We start from the raw sequence: 15,160 nt of genomic DNA on the forward strand, positions 1-15,160 counted from the left end.
TTATCTGTTACAATTCATGAAATAGCTGGGTTTTGGCCATTTCAAGTAAAACCTAATGGAATGCTCTTTTTAACGAGCATATGGTAGAAGTTATAAATACATTTGTGGGCGAGAAATATATCCAGTATAATCCTGGCTTTAAAGATGGTATGGATATCATTTCTAATTTATAAAAAAGTAAAATTTCAAATAAATAAAAAAATGCAAGTAAAACGAAAAATATACAAATCTTTTCAATACGAGAAAATGAGACATAGCTTGCGAGCTAGATTGCTCTTTTTAGTCGTAGCAGTCGTGATTTTAGCAATCGAAATTTATATCGCAACTTTTGTTAAAGGTGGCTTCGTGCGACATTATTTGGGTGATGTGCTAGTTACGGTGATGCTTTACGCATTTGGACGAGCTATATTTAAAACTGCACCAAAAATTTTAGCATTTGAAATATTTATCTTCTCGCTATCTATAGAAATTTTACAATACTTTAAAGTACTTGAAATTTTAGATATTCATAATTTAATAATACGCATAGTCTTTGGCGGAACATTTGACGTTAGCGACATCGTATGTTACGCGTTGGGCTGCTTGCTGGCTTATTTGATTGATGTCATTTGCTTTCTGCAAAAGTATAAAAGTCCAAAGATATAGTGATAAATTACAATTTTATTTTTAAGTATAAAGCAGGAACTAATCATCTTAAAAGCTCTAGCAAAATTTATCTATCTATTTTAGCTCACCCCAGTTTTTGGCGATATTTAGCGATGTTTTAAGTGGCACGTTAAGGGTGTAAATTTCCTCCATCGTTTTTTGCGTCGCTCTGCCAAATTCCTCCGCAAATTCGTCTTTTACTTCAAAGATCAGCTCGTCGTGGATCTGAAGCAACATTCTCGCGTTTTCATCTAAATTTGCTCTAACTTTTACCATCGCCATCTTGACTAGATCGGCCGCAGAGCCTTGAAAGACCGTATTTACCGCCTCGCGCTCAAACATAGCTATTTGCATAGGTGTGGCACTTTTGAAGTCAAAGTAGCGCCTTCTGCCAAGTAGTGTCTGCACAAAGCCATCGTTTTTGGCTGAAATTTTTATGCTCTCCAAAAAGTCTTTTATCGTCTCAAATGCCTTAAAATAGCGCTCTATATACTCTTTTGCCTCGGCTCTTGTGATATTTACTTGATTTGCCAGCTTGCTTGAGCCCATGCCGTAAATGAGGCCAAAATTTATACTTTTTGCCACGGCTCTGTTTTGCCCGTCGCTGCTGCCAAATATGCTAATAGCCGTCCTTGCGTGGATATCCTCATCATTTTTAAATGCCTCAAGCAGCGCAGGATCTTGACTAAAGTGAGCTAGCAGTCTAAGCTCGATCTGGCTGTAGTCAAGCCCTACAAAGCTATACCCCTCGCGCGCCTCAAAGCACTCTCTAACATCCTTTGCAAGGCTACCACGAGCTGGGATATTTTGTAAATTTGGATTTTTACTTGAAAGTCTGCCAGTACTCGTGCCAGTTTGCAAAAAGCTCGTGTAAATTCGTGAGCCCTCATCCTTTTTCGCAAGTGCTAAAAGTGGCTCGCAGTAGGTGCTTTGCAGTTTATATAGCTCCCTGTAAGCTAAAATTTTCTCTATCACTGGGTGGGCATCTATGAGCTCAGCAAGCACGCTCTCATCGGTGCTATAGCCAGTTTTTGTCTTCTTTTTGGTTGGAAGCTTTAAGTGTTCAAAAAGTATGACGCCAAGCTGTTTTACGGAGTTTATGTTGAAATTTTCGCCGCTTAGCTCGTAAATTTCACTTGTTAGTGCCTTTAGTTTGGTGTCGTTTTCAAGGATGAGCTTTTGCATTTTGGCTTCATTTATCTTGATACCGTTTTGTTCCATGTCAAAGAGCGTGAGGATAAAAGGAAATTCGTGTGTATCGGCAAGGGCGAGTAAATTTTTATCAAGTGTGTTTTGAAAAGTTTTATAAAATTTAAGCGTTATCCAAGCATCCTCACTCGCGTATTTTGCGGCATTTTCTAGCGGCACATCGCCAAAAGTTTGCCCCTTTTTGACCACATCTTCAAATTTTATCGTGTCGTAGTCATAGAGCCTTTTTGCCAGCGCGTCCATGCCAACGCTCGAGTTTGGATCGCTAAGCCAAGCAAGTATCATCGTGTCTTTAAAATTTGCTGGAGGATTTAGACCTAGGTTATTTTTAACTATCTCAAAGTCATACTTCAAATTTTGTCCGATCACGCAGCCTTTATAAATTTGACCTATCGCCCAAGTTGCAAATTTTAGGCTGATTTGCTGCGGCACACCAAGGTAGTTGTGAGCTATCGGCACGTAGTAGGCGTCCTCGTCGTTAAAGCAAAAGCTAAAGCCAACGATCTTTGCGCTCCTGCTATCAACGCCCGTGGTCTCAGTGTCAAAGGCGACGATGGTCTCTGGTGTGACGTCTGATAAGAGCTTTTCAATGCTAGCTTTATCAAGGAGTAAATTTGCTCTAAAGCCAAGCTTAAATTCAGCATTTTCCTCTTTTTGCAAGCTCTTAAGAAGCCTATTTAGATCATACTCTTTTAAAATTTCTGAGATATTTATCAAAGGATTTTGCTCTGGAAATTTAGAGTGCTCAAGATCAAATGAACTAACTGCGTCATCAAATAAAGTGGCTAGCTTTTTGCTCAAAAATGCTTCGTCTTTTGCTGCGGCAAGCATATTTTTAGTGCGCTCGTTTCTAAGAAGGGCTAAATTTTCATAAATTCCCTCTAAGCTGCCATACTCAGCCAAAAGCTTTTTAGCTCCCACTGCGCCGATGCCTTTGACACCTGGGATGTTGTCCGAGCTATCGCCTGCGATCGCTAGAAAGTCCCTTACTTGTGCCGGATAAACTCCATACTTTTCAAAGCAGCTAGCACTGTCGTGATCGATCTTGCTTTGCGGGCTGTAGATGCTCACTTTGCCATCCTCTATGAGTTGATAAAGGTCTTTATCGTGGGTGACTATTCGCACAAATATATCTTTGTCTTTACAAAATTTAACCGCACTTGCGATGATATCATCGGCCTCGTAGCCCTCGCGGCTAAGGCTGTAAAGCCCCATTTTTTCTATCATATCTATGCAAACTGGAAGCTGTTCTTTTAGCTGAGCTGGTGGCTCGCTCCTGTTTGCTTTGTAATCACCTAAAATTTCGTGACGTAAGGTCTTGCCTTTGCTATCAAGTGCGAAGATGAGATAGTCACTTTGGTATTCATCCTTGAGGCTTGCTATAAAATTTGCAAAGCCACTTATCATACCGCTTGGCTTGCCCTCGCGGTTTTTAAGTCCGCTCATGGCGTAGTAGAGCCTAAAAAAGAAACCAAAAGTGTCAATAATCGTAAGTGTTTTCATTTTTATCCTTTGTGTAATTTTATGAAATTTAGGCAAAAAATAGGCTGATTTATAAAAATTTTTGATATTATGGCGGACATTACAAATAAAAAATCACAAAAATAAAAAGCTTTGAGGTCATGAAAAAAATAGTTTTTTTACGTATCAATCCAAACGCAGTCGGTGGTGCCGAACGCTATTTAAGAAGGCTTACTAAAGCCCTAAAAGACGTAGGTATAGACACATCTATACGCTCATATTTAGGAGAGGCTAGGACCTCGTCATGGAAAAAGGCTTTGAGATTTAACGCACAAGTAAGACGCCAAAAACAAAGCGATGAAGTATATTTTAGCTTGGAGCGAGTGAGTTGTGCGGATATTTATAGAGCAGGGGATGGCGTGCATAAAATTTATCGTGCCACAAAGCCATTTTGGTGGGTTAATCCTCTAAATTTTGTCTATCCATATCTAGAAAAACGCTGCTTTAAAAATTCTAAAAAGATAATCGCAAACTCAAACTACATAAAAGAGCAAATCATTTCAGCTTACGGTATCGATGAGTCAAAAATAGTTACCATTTACAACGGTATAAATTTGCCGCAAAAAGTAGAAAAAGGAGAAGCAAAACTTAGCGTATGCGAAGAATTTGGACTCGATTACAATTTACCAATTGTGCTATTTGTAGGAAACGGCTTTAAAAGAAAAGGAGCAAGGGATTTTTTGCTTCTTGTCTCAAAGCTAAAAACGCCAGTAAATGCGCTAATAGTAGGTAAAGATAAAAATTTAAATTCATATAAGAAGCTAGCAAAAAAGCTAAAGATAAAGGCATTTTTCACAGGTGAGCAAAAAATGACTGCAAAATTTTATGAAGCAAGCGATATTTTTATATTTCCAACACACTATGAGCCATTTTCAAATGTCGTTTTAGAGGCACTTAGCTTTAAAAATATTGTCTTTACAACGGCTCAAAATGGTGCAGCTGAAATTTTAGAAAATCGTTTTGTCATGCGTGAACCAAATGATGAAAGTATACTGGAGCTAGTGGAGCAGGTGCTTAATGATAATGAGATGATGAGAGAGCTGCAAGAGAAGTCATTTTTACTTTCACAAAAATTTAGTATAGAAAAAAATGCAAGCAAAACTCTTGAAATCATAAACGAAGTGCTAAATTTGGAGCAAAAGTGAGAGTGTTTATAGAGCTTCCAACTTGGCTTGGAGATGCTGTGATGGCGAGCGCAGCGATAGAAAATTTAAGTAAAAATGCTAAAAATATTGTATTTTTTGGCTCTTATGTGGCCTGTGAGCTTTATAAATCACATCCAAAGTGCGAAAAAGTAGTTATTGACAATAGTAAAAAGCAAAGCTCAAGATATTTAAGCCTTATAAAAACAGCTAGAAAGCTTGGAAAATTTGATATTGCTATTAGTTTTAGAAGCTCATTTGCTAGTAAATTTTTGCTATTTTTTCTAAAAGCAACGCAAAAATTTTGCTTTAAAAAGAGTGGTGAAGGCTTGCATCAGGTGCAAAAATATCTAAAATTTGTACAGCAAAGCCTAAATTTAAAAGAAATTTCAAACGAACTAAAAATTTACTATGATGCACAAAAAAGCGAGCAAAAGCTCCTCGTGCTAAATCCAGGTGCTAGCTACGGAAGTGCCAAAAGGTGGTACCCGCACTATTTTGCAGATGTTGCACTTCATTTTAAAGACGAATTTAATGTGAAGATCACTGGCTCAAAAGCTGAGCTTGAAATTTGTAATGAAATCGAGCAAATACTTACACAAAATGGTGCAAAATGTGAAAATTTAGCTGGAAAAACGAGTATAAAAGAGCTTTGTGAACTAATAGGCTCTATAAAAAATGGCATCTTTTTGACAAATGATAGTGGTCCTATGCATATCGCAGCTGCTTATAAAGTGCCACTTGTGGCTCTTTTTGGACCGACTAAATTTAAAGAGACTAGCCCATGGCAAGATGAAAGCGCAAAGATAGTGCATTTAAATTTAGAGTGTATGCCATGTATGAAGCGAGTGTGCCCTATAAAAACACATGCCTGTATGAAGGAGCTCACGCCAAAAATGGTTATTGCTGAAATAGAGCTATTAAGAAAGAAATTAAATTTTTGAAATTCTAAAAATATTAAACATATACATACAAAATTAAAAATTTTAGTTTTTATTTGACTACATTTTTACTAAATATTTGACATTGGTTATCAATATAGCTATAATCACGCAAAAATTTTTACTAAGAAGGTATTATGGAGCTAATTAAACATCACATTGATCATGTAATTATTGCGATTTTAGGCATTATGAGTTTTTTTGTACTTTGGTATACGATTGAGCGTATTATTTTTTATTCACGCGTTGATATAAAAGGCTATAAAAGTATCGAATCGCTTGAAGAAGCACTAACCAAAAATTTAACCACACTTTATATTATCTACTCAAATGCACCATATATAGGACTTCTTGGTACAGTTGCTGGAATTATGATCACATTTTATGATATGGGTATGGCAGGCGGAATCGATACTAAAAGCATAATGGTCGGCCTCTCTCTTGCGCTAAAAGCAACTGCTTTTGGACTACTTGTGGCGATACCAACTTTGATGATTTACAATGGTTTTGTCAGAAAAGTAGATGTAATGCTAAATAGATACAAGGCTGAAAATGCGTCTAAATAAAAAAGATGGGTTAAATATTGTCCCATTTATTGATATTATGCTTGTTTTGCTTGCTATCGTGCTTAGCATTTCGACTTTTATTGCTCAAGGCAAGATAGCTATTGATCTTCCAAGTGCAAACAGTGCTGAGCAAAGCAAAGAGGACGATAAAAATGTAAGCGTAGTAATTGATAAGGATAATAAATTTTTTATAGATGATGTAGAAATTTCTGAGAATGAACTCAAAGATAAGCTAAATGCTGTTGATATAAAGACATTGATCGAACTAAAAAGCGATAAAAATTCGAAATTTGATAGCTTTGTTAAAGTAATTGATATATTAAAAGAGAAGGGCCACGAAAATTTTGCAATCCAAACAATCTCTGAATAAAATTTCAAATTACAGCGGCTTAGCTGTTTCGCTTGTAGTGCATGGAGCAGCAGTATATTTTTTGCTTTCATATAATTTTGATGAGATAAAAATAGGTGAGCAAAAACCGATAAAAATAGCTCTTAATTCATTTACTCCAGTGCCACAAGTCTCAGCACCTCAAATAGCGGAGCAAATGCTTATCCCAGAGCCAACTCCACCAGCCCCACCACCACCGCCAGAGCCTCCAAAACCTGAGCCAAAGCCAGAACCAAAACCTGAACCTAAAAAGGTGGAGAAACCAAAGCGTGAAATAAAAAAGGTAGAGCCTAAAAAAGAGAAAAAAATAGAGCCCAAGCCTGAACCGATAATTGCTCAGCCAGTGCAGCCTATTGTACCGCCAGCCAGTGTAAATACAAATTTACCAGCCAATAACAAGTCTATCGCTGCAGCTCCAGCTCAAAATATAACACCTGAGCTAAATTTATCAAATTCACAAGGTGATGAAGATTTTACGAAGGTTATAATCGCAGTTAAGAGACATAAAAGTTACCCAAATAATGCTAGACGTATGAAGCATCAAGGTGTTGTAGAAGTTAGGTTTTTACTCAAGCAAGACGGCAGCATAGATGAACTTAAAGTTAGTAAAAGCTCTGGTTTTGAGTCGCTTGATAATGGTGCTTTAGAAAATATTCAAAGAGCAAGTTCTGAGTTTCCAAAGCCTAAACAAGATCGTTATCTGCGCTTTCCTATTTCATATACACTAAAATAAATTACAAGCTTATTTAAGCTCGTAATTTATTATTTGCTTTGTAGAATTTCTTTTGTATTTCAAGTCAAAATAGAAAAACATAACTTATTTTATTTAAAAAAGTGTGTATTTTAAACTTGCTTTAAATATTAAGCATGTATAATCTGACTTTCTTTAACGGGTGGTTGGATAGCTCAGTCGGTAGAGCAGCAGACTGAAAATCTGCGTGTCGGCAGTTCGATTCTGCCTCTAACCACCATTAACCTTTCCTTAAATATTAATCCCTTTCTCTTAGTTCTATTAAATTTCGTATTTACAAGACTTCTAGGTTATTTATAAAATTTAAATAAATTTTTGTTATTAATAAATTTAAAATATAACAATGCTATTTTTGTCTTATACATTCTAGGATTAATAAAATCTGCAAGGTCAAATAAATTTTTGCAAAAGACAATCTTATAAAAATTTACCCTAAATAAGCTTTTTAATCAAAATGTTATATTTGTATCAAATCATCCTTAAAATATAAGTTTAATCTAAATCCATAAGAGATATAATCTTGATTAAATTTATATTAACTTAGGAGGTTTCATGGATTTTCTCATGAATTTAAGTGAAGGCATGCAGTTTGCTATCCAGCTTCTCATCGTCCTTATCTGTTTGTTCTACGGAGCTAAAAAAGGCGGTATCGCACTTGGTATGCTAGGTGGTATCGGTCTTATAGTCCTCGTTTTTGGATTTAATATCGAGCCTGGTAAGCCAGCAATTGATGTTATGCTAACTATCCTCGCTGTTGTTGTGGCAAGTGCTACGCTTCAAGCCAGTGGTGGTCTTGATGTTATGCTTCAAATAGCAGAAACCATACTTAGAAAAAATCCAAAATATGTAAGTATCTTGGCTCCTTTTGTAACATGTACACTTACTATTTTATGCGGTACTGGACACGTTGTTTATACCGTGCTTCCTATCGTTTATGATATCGCTATCAAAAATGGCATCCGCCCAGAGCGACCAATGGCAGCAAGCTCGATAGCCTCACAAATGGGCATCATCGCTAGCCCAGTTTCAGTTGCTGTTGTAACTCTTACAAGCTTTCTTATTAATGCTAAAACTCACTTAGCTGGCTTTGATGGATATTTAGATCTTTTAAAGATTACTATCCCTTCGACATTTTGCGGTGTTTTGGCGGTAGGAATTTTTAGCTGGTTTAGAGGTAAAGATCTTGATAAAGATGAAGTATTTCAAACAAAGCTTCAAGATCCTGAGTTTAAAAAATATGTTTATGGCGATAGTGCGACACTTTTGGGCAAAAAGCTTCCTGGGTATCAATGGGCTGCAATGTGGATATTTTTAGGCTCTATTCTTGTAGTTGCGCTTCTTGGATATTTTAAAGATCTTCGTCCAAGCTGGACTACTTACAAAGACGCAACGGTCGTTCAAGTAATAGCTAACCTTCCAACTGAACAAAAAGTTTTAAAAACCTTAAAAATAAAAGACGCTAGCATCCAAACAGAGGCGGCTGAGCTAAAAGTAGCAAACGATAAGCTAAATGCCAATCAAAAAGCTCAATCAGTCAAAATCATCGGCAAAGATGCAAATCAAACTCTTACTCGCACAGCTGATGGTGCAGTAACATATATAAATGAAAAAGGCGCAAAAGAAGAATTCCAAGGTGCTTACATTAATATAAGCAACAAACAAGCATCTTCAAAAAGCCTAAGCATGGTTCATGTTATCCAAATTTTCATGCTTTTAACAGGCGCTATCATTTTAATCTTTACACCAACAGATGCTAGCAAGATCGGTAAAAACGAGATATTTAGATCAGGCATGATCGCTCTTGTTGCAGTATTTGGTATCTCTTGGATGGCTGAGACTATGTTTGCAGTGCATACTCCGATGATGAAAGAGGCGCTAGGAAGCATCGTAAAAGAGCACCCTTGGACTTATGCGGTTATGCTCTTGATTATCTCAAAATTTGTAAATTCTCAAGCTGCAGCCTTGGTTGCTTTTGTGCCATTAGCATTAAATATCGATGTTAATCCTGCTATCATTCTAGCTTTTGCGCCAGCTTGCTACGGATACTACATCCTACCAACATATCCAAGCGACCTTGCAGCTATTCAGTTTGATAGAAGTGGTACGACACATATTGGTAAATTTGTTATCAATCACAGCTTTATCATTCCGGGTCTTATTGGTGTTATATCCTCTTGTATATTTGGCTATATTTTTGCAACTGCTTTTGGATATCTATAATAGATAAATTCTCTTGCTGCTAGTAATTTCTAGTGGCAAGAGTAGAATTTATCAAAGCTTATCTTTAAATTTTTGTTTATTGCTCATATAAACGAAGCTTAGCACTTCGGCCACGGCCCTAAAAAGATGTGCTGGTATCGTATCATCGACTTCACAAATTTTATAAAGCTCTCTTGCGAGTGGTGGGTTTTCATAAATTTGCACACCATTTTCAACGGCTATTTTTTTGATTTGCAGTGCTAAAAAATCAACACCTTTGGCAAGTATTATCGGCGCCTCGTCGCGACTTTTATCATATCTTATCGCCACGGCGTAGTGAGTAGGGTTTGTGATGACTACGTCAGCTTGTGGGATATTTTGCATCATTCGACGCTTGGCTGCACGCATTTGCGCTTGACGAATTCTGCCTTTTACCTGAGGATCTCCTTCCATTTGCTTATACTCATCTTTTATCTCTTGCTTGCTCATACGAAGGTCTTTAAAGTATTGAAAACGCACGATGAGAAGGTCGATAAGTCCGATCACAAAAAGAATAAAAAGCATGACACTAACAAGAATGATGAGCTTTTCTTTTAGCCAAGCAAGCTGATCAAACATAGAAAAAAAGAGCGTGTGCGGTAGCTCCTTTATAAACTGCAAGAAAAAATAAAATCCAACACCAAAGACGATACTAACTTTTAGTACGATTTTAATGCTGTCTATCACTTTTTTCATCGAGAATAAATTTTTTAGCCCTTTTAGCGGGTTTATCTTGCCAAAATTTGGCATTATAGGTTTTGTGGTAAAGATAAATCCAAACTGCATTACATTTGCGATGACACCAGCGATCGCCACACAGATACAAACTGGAAGTATCATAAGAAGTGACCTTGCAAAGGTATTTACAACGATCATTTTTACAGTTGGTAAGGTAAGTGGCTGACCGATAAATTTTGAATAGTATATATAAAGTGAGATGATCTGTTCTTTCATAAAATTTAGCATCGCAAGTAGTACGCCAATAGCGATGACAAGGGTCACGAACCCAGCTAGGTCCTGACTTTTGGGTACGTTACCATCCTTTTTTGCATCTTCTATCTTTTTGGGGGTCGCTTCTTCGGTTTTTTCCTGATCTTCGCCTGCCATCTTTATCCTAAGCTTGCTTAAATTTGGGGCGATTATAGCCAAAATGCGGTTAAACTATCCGCTAAAACCACCTTTTGCATATAAAAAGAGCTAAGCTATCTTAGTCATTTTTAGCTAAAATCAACAAAAACAAGGGGTAAACAAGATATTGTCTTTAGAGTCAAAAAAGTACAAAAATTTTAGGTAAGTATGCAAAGATTTATGCTGAGCTAAATGGGAGAAAATCAAGTGATTACGACTATTTGTTTGAAAAGTGCCTAGAAGATGGCGATGTTGAGGTGTTGAATAATCTCCTCTTTTAGTATGCAAAGCTAAATTTACTCCCCAGGCTGCAACGGCGGATATAACCAGTGTGGGAGGCTCTTTCAAGAAGAAATTCCTAGGCCAAAACTCTATTTTGTTTTGCCACCTGAGTTTGAACTGATAAATATGATCTTAAATGCGCCAGTAGCTAAAACTCTGATACATCAGCCTTATTTACCAAATGACAAAACCTTTTTTCTGGATCATAGCTCTATGATAAGAAATTTAGCCGATGAGATCATAAAATCAGGGGCATTAAAGTAGAATTTATAAACTTTTGGCTAACATTCACACCTTACAACCAATAAAGCTCCATAAATCTTTTGCAAAAAAGTGCTTTTTGGTCTTACCAAATTTTAGAAAGGTAGAGTATGTCAAAATACGCTATATTTAAGCATGGTGGTAAGCAATATCGTGTTAGCGAGGGCGAGTACCTTAAGCTAGATCACTTTAGTGCTGAAGCTAAATCAACCGTTGAGATTACAGAAGTTTTGGCTGTAAATGACGGCGAAGTAAAGGTAGGTGCGCCATTTGTGAAGGGTGCAAAAGTTGTTCTTGAGGTCATTAATGAAGGCAAAGACAAAAAAGTAGTTATCTACAAAAAACGCAGACGTAAAGACTCAAAACTAAAACGCGGCTTTAGAAGACAATTTACACGTGTAAAAGTCGTAAGTATCGCAGCTTAAGGAGATAAGATATGGCACACAAAAAAGGTCAAGGTTCAACCCAAAATAACCGTGATAGTATCGGACGCCGATTAGGTGTTAAGAAATTTGGTGGCGAGTTCGTTCGTGCTGGAAATATAATCATCCGCCAAAGAGGAACAGCAACTCACGCTGGAAATAACGTAGGTCTTGGCAAAGATCACACTATTTTTGCATTAGTCGATGGCTTTGTAAAATTTGAAAGACTTGATAAAAACAGAAAAAAAGTATCTGTTTATCCAGCTGCATAATCTCAGGGGCAATCGCCCCTTTCTTTCTTGAAATTATTCAAAAATCAAAATTTTTATTTAGTGTTTAGAATTTTTCAAATAGCTATTTGGGAGAAATTTTAAATCAACCATAGCTTTATATTTTAGGCTTTATACTGATTGTCTTTGCTTTATTCTAGACAAGATATCACGATTTAATTTCAGTAAAGTTGGATATAATCCAAATAAAAAATTTAAGGTAAAAAATGTTTATAGATAGTGCAAGATTGACTCTAAGTTCGGGGCATGGTGGAGCTGGAGCTGTGAGTTTTCGCCGTGAAAAACACGTCATTTTAGGCGGTCCTGATGGCGGAGATGGCGGAGATGGCGGAGACGTTTATTTTGTTTGTGACAACAATACCCATACTTTAGCAAATTATAAGGGTAAAAGAGCCATGAAAGCTGGCAATGGTGAAGCTGGCATGGGCAAGCGAATGACTGGCAAAAAGGGCGAAAATTTAGAACTCATAGTCCCTCCTGGCACAGCTGTTTATGATGCACAGACAAATGAACTACTCTGTGATATAGTTAGCGAGGGTCAAAAGACGCTATTTTTAAAGGGCGGTAAAGGCGGACTCGGAAATTTTCACTTTAAAAGCTCTATCAACCAAGCTCCAGAATACGCACAAAAAGGTATGCCTGAAGAGAGCATTGAAGTAAGGCTCGAGTTAAAGCTCATTGCTGATGTTGGTTTGGTGGGCTTTCCAAATGTTGGTAAATCAACTCTTATTTCAACAGTATCAAATGCCAAACCACAGATCGCAAACTACGAATTTACAACGCTTACGCCAAAGCTTGGCCTTGTTGAGGTCGATGAGTTTAGTGGCTTTGTCATGGCTGACATCCCTGGTATCATCGAGGGGGCGAGCGATGGACGTGGCTTGGGCGTTAAATTTCTAAAGCACATCGAGAGAAATAAAATTTTGCTTTTCATGATAGATAGTGCGAATTATAGAAGCATGAGCGAGCAGTTTAGCGTGCTAAAAGAGGAGGTTGCTAAATTTTCAAGCGTACTTGCTAGCAGGGACTATGCGATCGCTATCACCAGAGTCGATGCGGCAGAAAATTTAGATGAAAACATAAAAGAATTTATGAAATTTTTAAAGCTAAAGCCAGAGCAAAACGGTAAATTTATCTACAAACAAGATTTACTCAGCTTTGATCATTCAAAACCATATTTTATTTTGCCGATCTCGTCAGCGACAAACGAGAACATCGACGAGCTTAAATTTGCACTGCTTGAGCTACTTAAAAATGAGCTTTGAGTTGCGACTTTTTAGCGCTTTGAACATAGAAATTTAAGAACATAAAATGAAGAAAATTTTTTGCATTATGCTATTTTACTTTAGCGCATATAGCTGTGATCCGGCGGATCCGGCGTATATGTTTTTGGATTACAATGACATAGATCGTGACGGCATGCTAAATTTAGATGAATGGATGGCTTGCGAGGTGCCACCAGGACTAAAAATAGCACCAGATCTATGCACTAGTGAGGAATTTAAAAGGCTGGATCTTGATCGTAGTGGCAAAGTTAACATTAATGAGCTAGGAAATTTGACATTTCAAAAGATTAACTGGCAAGAAGATCCATGCGCCTCTTGGTTGACTGGCAGTAAAAACGCAGATCAAAATAAAAGTCGTTGAAATTTAAAGGAAAAGTGATGAATGTAGTTTTTATGGGGACGCCTGATTATGCCGTTAGGATACTTAGGCATCTAAAAGAGGCTGGCTTTAATATAAAAGCAGTCTTTACCCAGCCTGATAAGCCAGTTGGCAGAAAGCAAATTTTAACCCCAAGCGAGGTGAAAATTTACGCTCAAAATGAGCTAGTAGGCGTGCCAGTGCTTACACCAAATACGCTAAAAGATGAGGCGGTGGTTGCCGAGCTAAAGGCATTTGAGCCTAAATTTATCGTGGTGGCAGCTTATGGCAAAATTTTGCCTGGGAGCGTGCTTGACGTGGCGACTTGTATAAATTTACACGCTTCTATCTTGCCAAAATATAGAGGTGCTAGCCCCATTCAAAGCGCGATCCTAGCAGGCGAGAAGCAAACTGGCGTCACAGCTATGCTAATGGATGCTGGGCTTGACACTGGCGATATGCTAGACTTCATCTACACGCCTTGCGAAAATAAGATGTCAAGCGAGCTTTTTAGTGAGCTAGGCGAGCTTGGCGGCGAGCTAATCGTAAAAGTGCTTAAAAATTTTGAAAATTTAAAGCCACAAAAGCAAGACAACACGCAGGCCTCGCACTGCAAAAAGATAAGTAAAAGCGACGGGCTTTTTAGCTTTGATGAAGAGGCGGGGCAAATTTATAATAAATTTCGCGCGCTCACACCTTGGCCAGGGCTTTATCTGGCAAGTGGGCTAAAAATTTTATCGCTTGAGCTAAGCGAAAAAAGTGGCAAAAGCGGAGAAATTTTAAGCATAGAAAAGGACCACATCGTGGTTGCTTGCAAGGGTGGGGCGGTCAAAATTTACGAGCTTCAAGAGCCAAGCAAAAAGCCAACAAACGCAAAAGCCTATATAAATGGTAAGCGCCTTAGCGTTGGCGATGAATTAAAATAAATTTAAAGGAGCGGTTATGAAAAATGCGTTAAGTATAGCAGGGGTTGATCCAAGTGGCGGAGCTGGAGTTTTAGCTGATATAAAGGTATTTATAGCACACGGCGTATATGCGATGGGAGCGATTACGGCGGTCACTGCTCAAAATACAAAGGGCATATTTGGCATGCAGCTAGTTGATACTAAGCTCATTGAGGATCAGATCAAGGCGATATTTGATGATATAAAAGTTGATGTGATAAAAATAGGCGTTGTCCCAAGCGTTGAGATCATAAAATGCGTCGCAAAAACGCTAAGAGAGATCAAAAATTTACCACCAGTAGTGCTTGACCCAGTTATGAGCTGTAAAAATGGCGACATCTGGCTAGAGGGCTCGGCAAAAGACGCGATCGTGGAGGAGCTTTTCCCACTTGCAAGCGTAATCACGCCAAATATCTTTGAAGCGCGCGAAATTTTAAAGCATGAGCTAAAGGGCGAGAGCGAGCTAAAAGAGGCTTGCAAGGAGCTTTTGAAATTTGGCACAAAGAGTGTTTATCTAAAGTGTGGCGAACTTGATGGCAAGTCACTTGATATATTTTATGATGGCAACGAGTATGAAATTTTTAGCGATGAGCGCATAAAAACGACTGCCACTCACGGCTCAGGCTGCTCGCTATCAAGCGCGATCGCTTCAAATTTAGCAAATGGCCATGGTCTAAAAGAAAGTGTAAAAAATGCGCATGATTATATCTTTAACGCTATCAAAAACGCGGTTATCATCGGTGGTGGACAAAATCCAGTAAATCACTTCTATAAATTTAAGGTGTGAT

16 protein-coding genes and 1 tRNA gene are annotated in these 15,160 nt (G+C 37.8%); 15 read left to right on the forward strand and 2 right to left on the reverse strand.

The features are described from left to right. Positions 1-246 precede the first annotated feature (246 nt). A complete protein-coding gene (locus tag CVT15_RS01910) occupies positions 247-645 on the forward strand; it encodes a DUF2809 domain-containing protein (RefSeq protein WP_230853962.1) in 399 nt (132 codons plus the stop codon). Positions 646-720: 75 nt separating this feature from the next. Here the strand turns inward: CVT15_RS01910 and polA are convergent, their stop codons facing one another. Next, on the reverse strand, positions 721-3,357 hold the full coding sequence (gene polA, locus CVT15_RS01915; protein ID WP_103577041.1) for a DNA polymerase I: 2,637 nt from the start codon (positions 3,355-3,357) through the stop codon (positions 721-723). A gap of 119 nt (positions 3,358-3,476) precedes the next feature. Here polA and CVT15_RS01920 point away from each other — a divergent pair, with 119 nt between their 5' ends. From CVT15_RS01920 to CVT15_RS01950, 7 genes are all read left to right on the forward strand, one after another. Then, complete coding sequence (locus tag CVT15_RS01920; RefSeq protein WP_103577042.1) at positions 3,477-4,520, forward strand: glycosyltransferase family 4 protein; 1,044 nt, start codon at positions 3,477-3,479, stop codon at positions 4,518-4,520. Continuing rightward, entirely contained in the window at positions 4,517-5,461 is a 945-nt protein-coding gene (gene waaF / locus CVT15_RS01925) for a lipopolysaccharide heptosyltransferase II (protein ID WP_103577043.1), read from the forward strand. The genes CVT15_RS01920 and waaF overlap by 4 nt, the downstream gene beginning before the upstream one ends. 134 nt (positions 5,462-5,595) lie before the next feature. Then, complete coding sequence (gene exbB, locus CVT15_RS01930; protein ID WP_103577044.1) at positions 5,596-6,024, forward strand: TonB-system energizer ExbB; 429 nt, start codon at positions 5,596-5,598, stop codon at positions 6,022-6,024. Beyond that, positions 6,011-6,394, forward strand: a complete 384-nt coding sequence (gene exbD, locus CVT15_RS01935) for a TonB system transport protein ExbD (protein ID WP_103577045.1) — start codon at positions 6,011-6,013, stop codon at positions 6,392-6,394. The genes exbB and exbD overlap by 14 nt, the downstream gene beginning before the upstream one ends. Continuing rightward, complete coding sequence (locus CVT15_RS01940) at positions 6,369-7,145, forward strand: energy transducer TonB (protein ID WP_103577046.1); 777 nt, start codon at positions 6,369-6,371, stop codon at positions 7,143-7,145. The genes exbD and CVT15_RS01940 overlap by 26 nt, the downstream gene beginning before the upstream one ends. A gap of 162 nt (positions 7,146-7,307) precedes the next feature. Then, positions 7,308-7,383: transfer RNA gene (locus CVT15_RS01945), tRNA-Phe, on the forward strand. A gap of 332 nt (positions 7,384-7,715) precedes the next feature. Then, positions 7,716-9,383, forward strand: a complete 1,668-nt coding sequence (locus CVT15_RS01950) for an anaerobic C4-dicarboxylate transporter (protein ID WP_087585498.1) — start codon at positions 7,716-7,718, stop codon at positions 9,381-9,383. A 51-nt stretch (positions 9,384-9,434) separates the two neighbouring features. Here the strand turns inward: CVT15_RS01950 and flhB are convergent, their stop codons facing one another. Further along, entirely contained in the window at positions 9,435-10,508 is a 1,074-nt protein-coding gene (gene flhB, locus CVT15_RS01955) for a flagellar biosynthesis protein FlhB (RefSeq protein WP_035167257.1), read from the reverse strand. Positions 10,509-10,937: 429 nt separating this feature from the next. Here flhB and CVT15_RS09900 point away from each other — a divergent pair, with 429 nt between their 5' ends. From CVT15_RS09900 to thiD, 7 genes are all read left to right on the forward strand, one after another. Continuing rightward, the gene (locus tag CVT15_RS09900) at positions 10,938-11,075 is read left to right on the forward strand and encodes a hypothetical protein (protein ID WP_230853963.1); all 138 of its coding nucleotides are present in this window, start codon (positions 10,938-10,940) and stop codon (positions 11,073-11,075) included. 107 nt (positions 11,076-11,182) lie between these two features. Further along, entirely contained in the window at positions 11,183-11,497 is a 315-nt protein-coding gene (gene rplU, locus CVT15_RS01965; RefSeq protein WP_054196211.1) for a 50S ribosomal protein L21, read from the forward strand. A gap of 11 nt (positions 11,498-11,508) precedes the next feature. After that, the gene (gene rpmA / locus CVT15_RS01970) at positions 11,509-11,766 is read left to right on the forward strand and encodes a 50S ribosomal protein L27 (RefSeq protein WP_002942569.1); all 258 of its coding nucleotides are present in this window, start codon (positions 11,509-11,511) and stop codon (positions 11,764-11,766) included. A 224-nt stretch (positions 11,767-11,990) separates the two neighbouring features. Continuing rightward, on the forward strand, positions 11,991-13,049 hold the full coding sequence (gene obgE / locus CVT15_RS01975) for a GTPase ObgE (protein ID WP_107898054.1): 1,059 nt from the start codon (positions 11,991-11,993) through the stop codon (positions 13,047-13,049). A gap of 46 nt (positions 13,050-13,095) precedes the next feature. Beyond that, positions 13,096-13,431, forward strand: coding sequence for a GDP-mannose dehydrogenase (locus tag CVT15_RS01980; protein ID WP_103576912.1), 336 nt, complete (start codon positions 13,096-13,098; stop codon positions 13,429-13,431). A 17-nt stretch (positions 13,432-13,448) separates the two neighbouring features. Next, the gene (gene fmt, locus CVT15_RS01985) at positions 13,449-14,354 is read left to right on the forward strand and encodes a methionyl-tRNA formyltransferase (protein WP_103576911.1); all 906 of its coding nucleotides are present in this window, start codon (positions 13,449-13,451) and stop codon (positions 14,352-14,354) included. A 16-nt stretch (positions 14,355-14,370) separates the two neighbouring features. Further along, the gene (gene thiD / locus CVT15_RS01990; RefSeq protein WP_087585504.1) at positions 14,371-15,159 is read left to right on the forward strand and encodes a bifunctional hydroxymethylpyrimidine kinase/phosphomethylpyrimidine kinase; all 789 of its coding nucleotides are present in this window, start codon (positions 14,371-14,373) and stop codon (positions 15,157-15,159) included. The last annotated feature ends 1 nt before the right edge of the window (position 15,160 follow it).

This window comes from Campylobacter concisus (assembly GCF_003048595.2).
GTDB classification, from domain to species: domain Bacteria; phylum Campylobacterota; class Campylobacteria; order Campylobacterales; family Campylobacteraceae; genus Campylobacter_A; species Campylobacter_A concisus_L.

Coding starts and splice junctions, on each gene's coding strand:
- CVT15_RS01910 (WP_230853962.1), top strand. CDS start 247: ATGAGACATAGCTTGCGAGCTAGATTGCTCTTTTTAGTCGTAGCAGTC.
- polA (WP_103577041.1), bottom strand. CDS start 3,357: ATGAAAACACTTACGATTATTGACACTTTTGGTTTCTTTTTTAGGCTC.
- CVT15_RS01920 (WP_103577042.1), top strand. CDS start 3,477: ATGAAAAAAATAGTTTTTTTACGTATCAATCCAAACGCAGTCGGTGGT.
- exbB (WP_103577044.1), top strand. CDS start 5,596: ATGGAGCTAATTAAACATCACATTGATCATGTAATTATTGCGATTTTA.
- exbD (WP_103577045.1), top strand. CDS start 6,011: ATGCGTCTAAATAAAAAAGATGGGTTAAATATTGTCCCATTTATTGAT.
- CVT15_RS01950 (WP_087585498.1), top strand. CDS start 7,716: ATGGATTTTCTCATGAATTTAAGTGAAGGCATGCAGTTTGCTATCCAG.
- flhB (WP_035167257.1), bottom strand. CDS start 10,508: ATGGCAGGCGAAGATCAGGAAAAAACCGAAGAAGCGACCCCCAAAAAG.
- CVT15_RS09900 (WP_230853963.1), top strand. CDS start 10,938: ATGATCTTAAATGCGCCAGTAGCTAAAACTCTGATACATCAGCCTTAT.
- rplU (WP_054196211.1), top strand. CDS start 11,183: ATGTCAAAATACGCTATATTTAAGCATGGTGGTAAGCAATATCGTGTT.
- rpmA (WP_002942569.1), top strand. CDS start 11,509: ATGGCACACAAAAAAGGTCAAGGTTCAACCCAAAATAACCGTGATAGT.
- obgE (WP_107898054.1), top strand. CDS start 11,991: ATGTTTATAGATAGTGCAAGATTGACTCTAAGTTCGGGGCATGGTGGA.
- CVT15_RS01980 (WP_103576912.1), top strand. CDS start 13,096: ATGAAGAAAATTTTTTGCATTATGCTATTTTACTTTAGCGCATATAGC.
- fmt (WP_103576911.1), top strand. CDS start 13,449: ATGAATGTAGTTTTTATGGGGACGCCTGATTATGCCGTTAGGATACTT.
- thiD (WP_087585504.1), top strand. CDS start 14,371: ATGAAAAATGCGTTAAGTATAGCAGGGGTTGATCCAAGTGGCGGAGCT.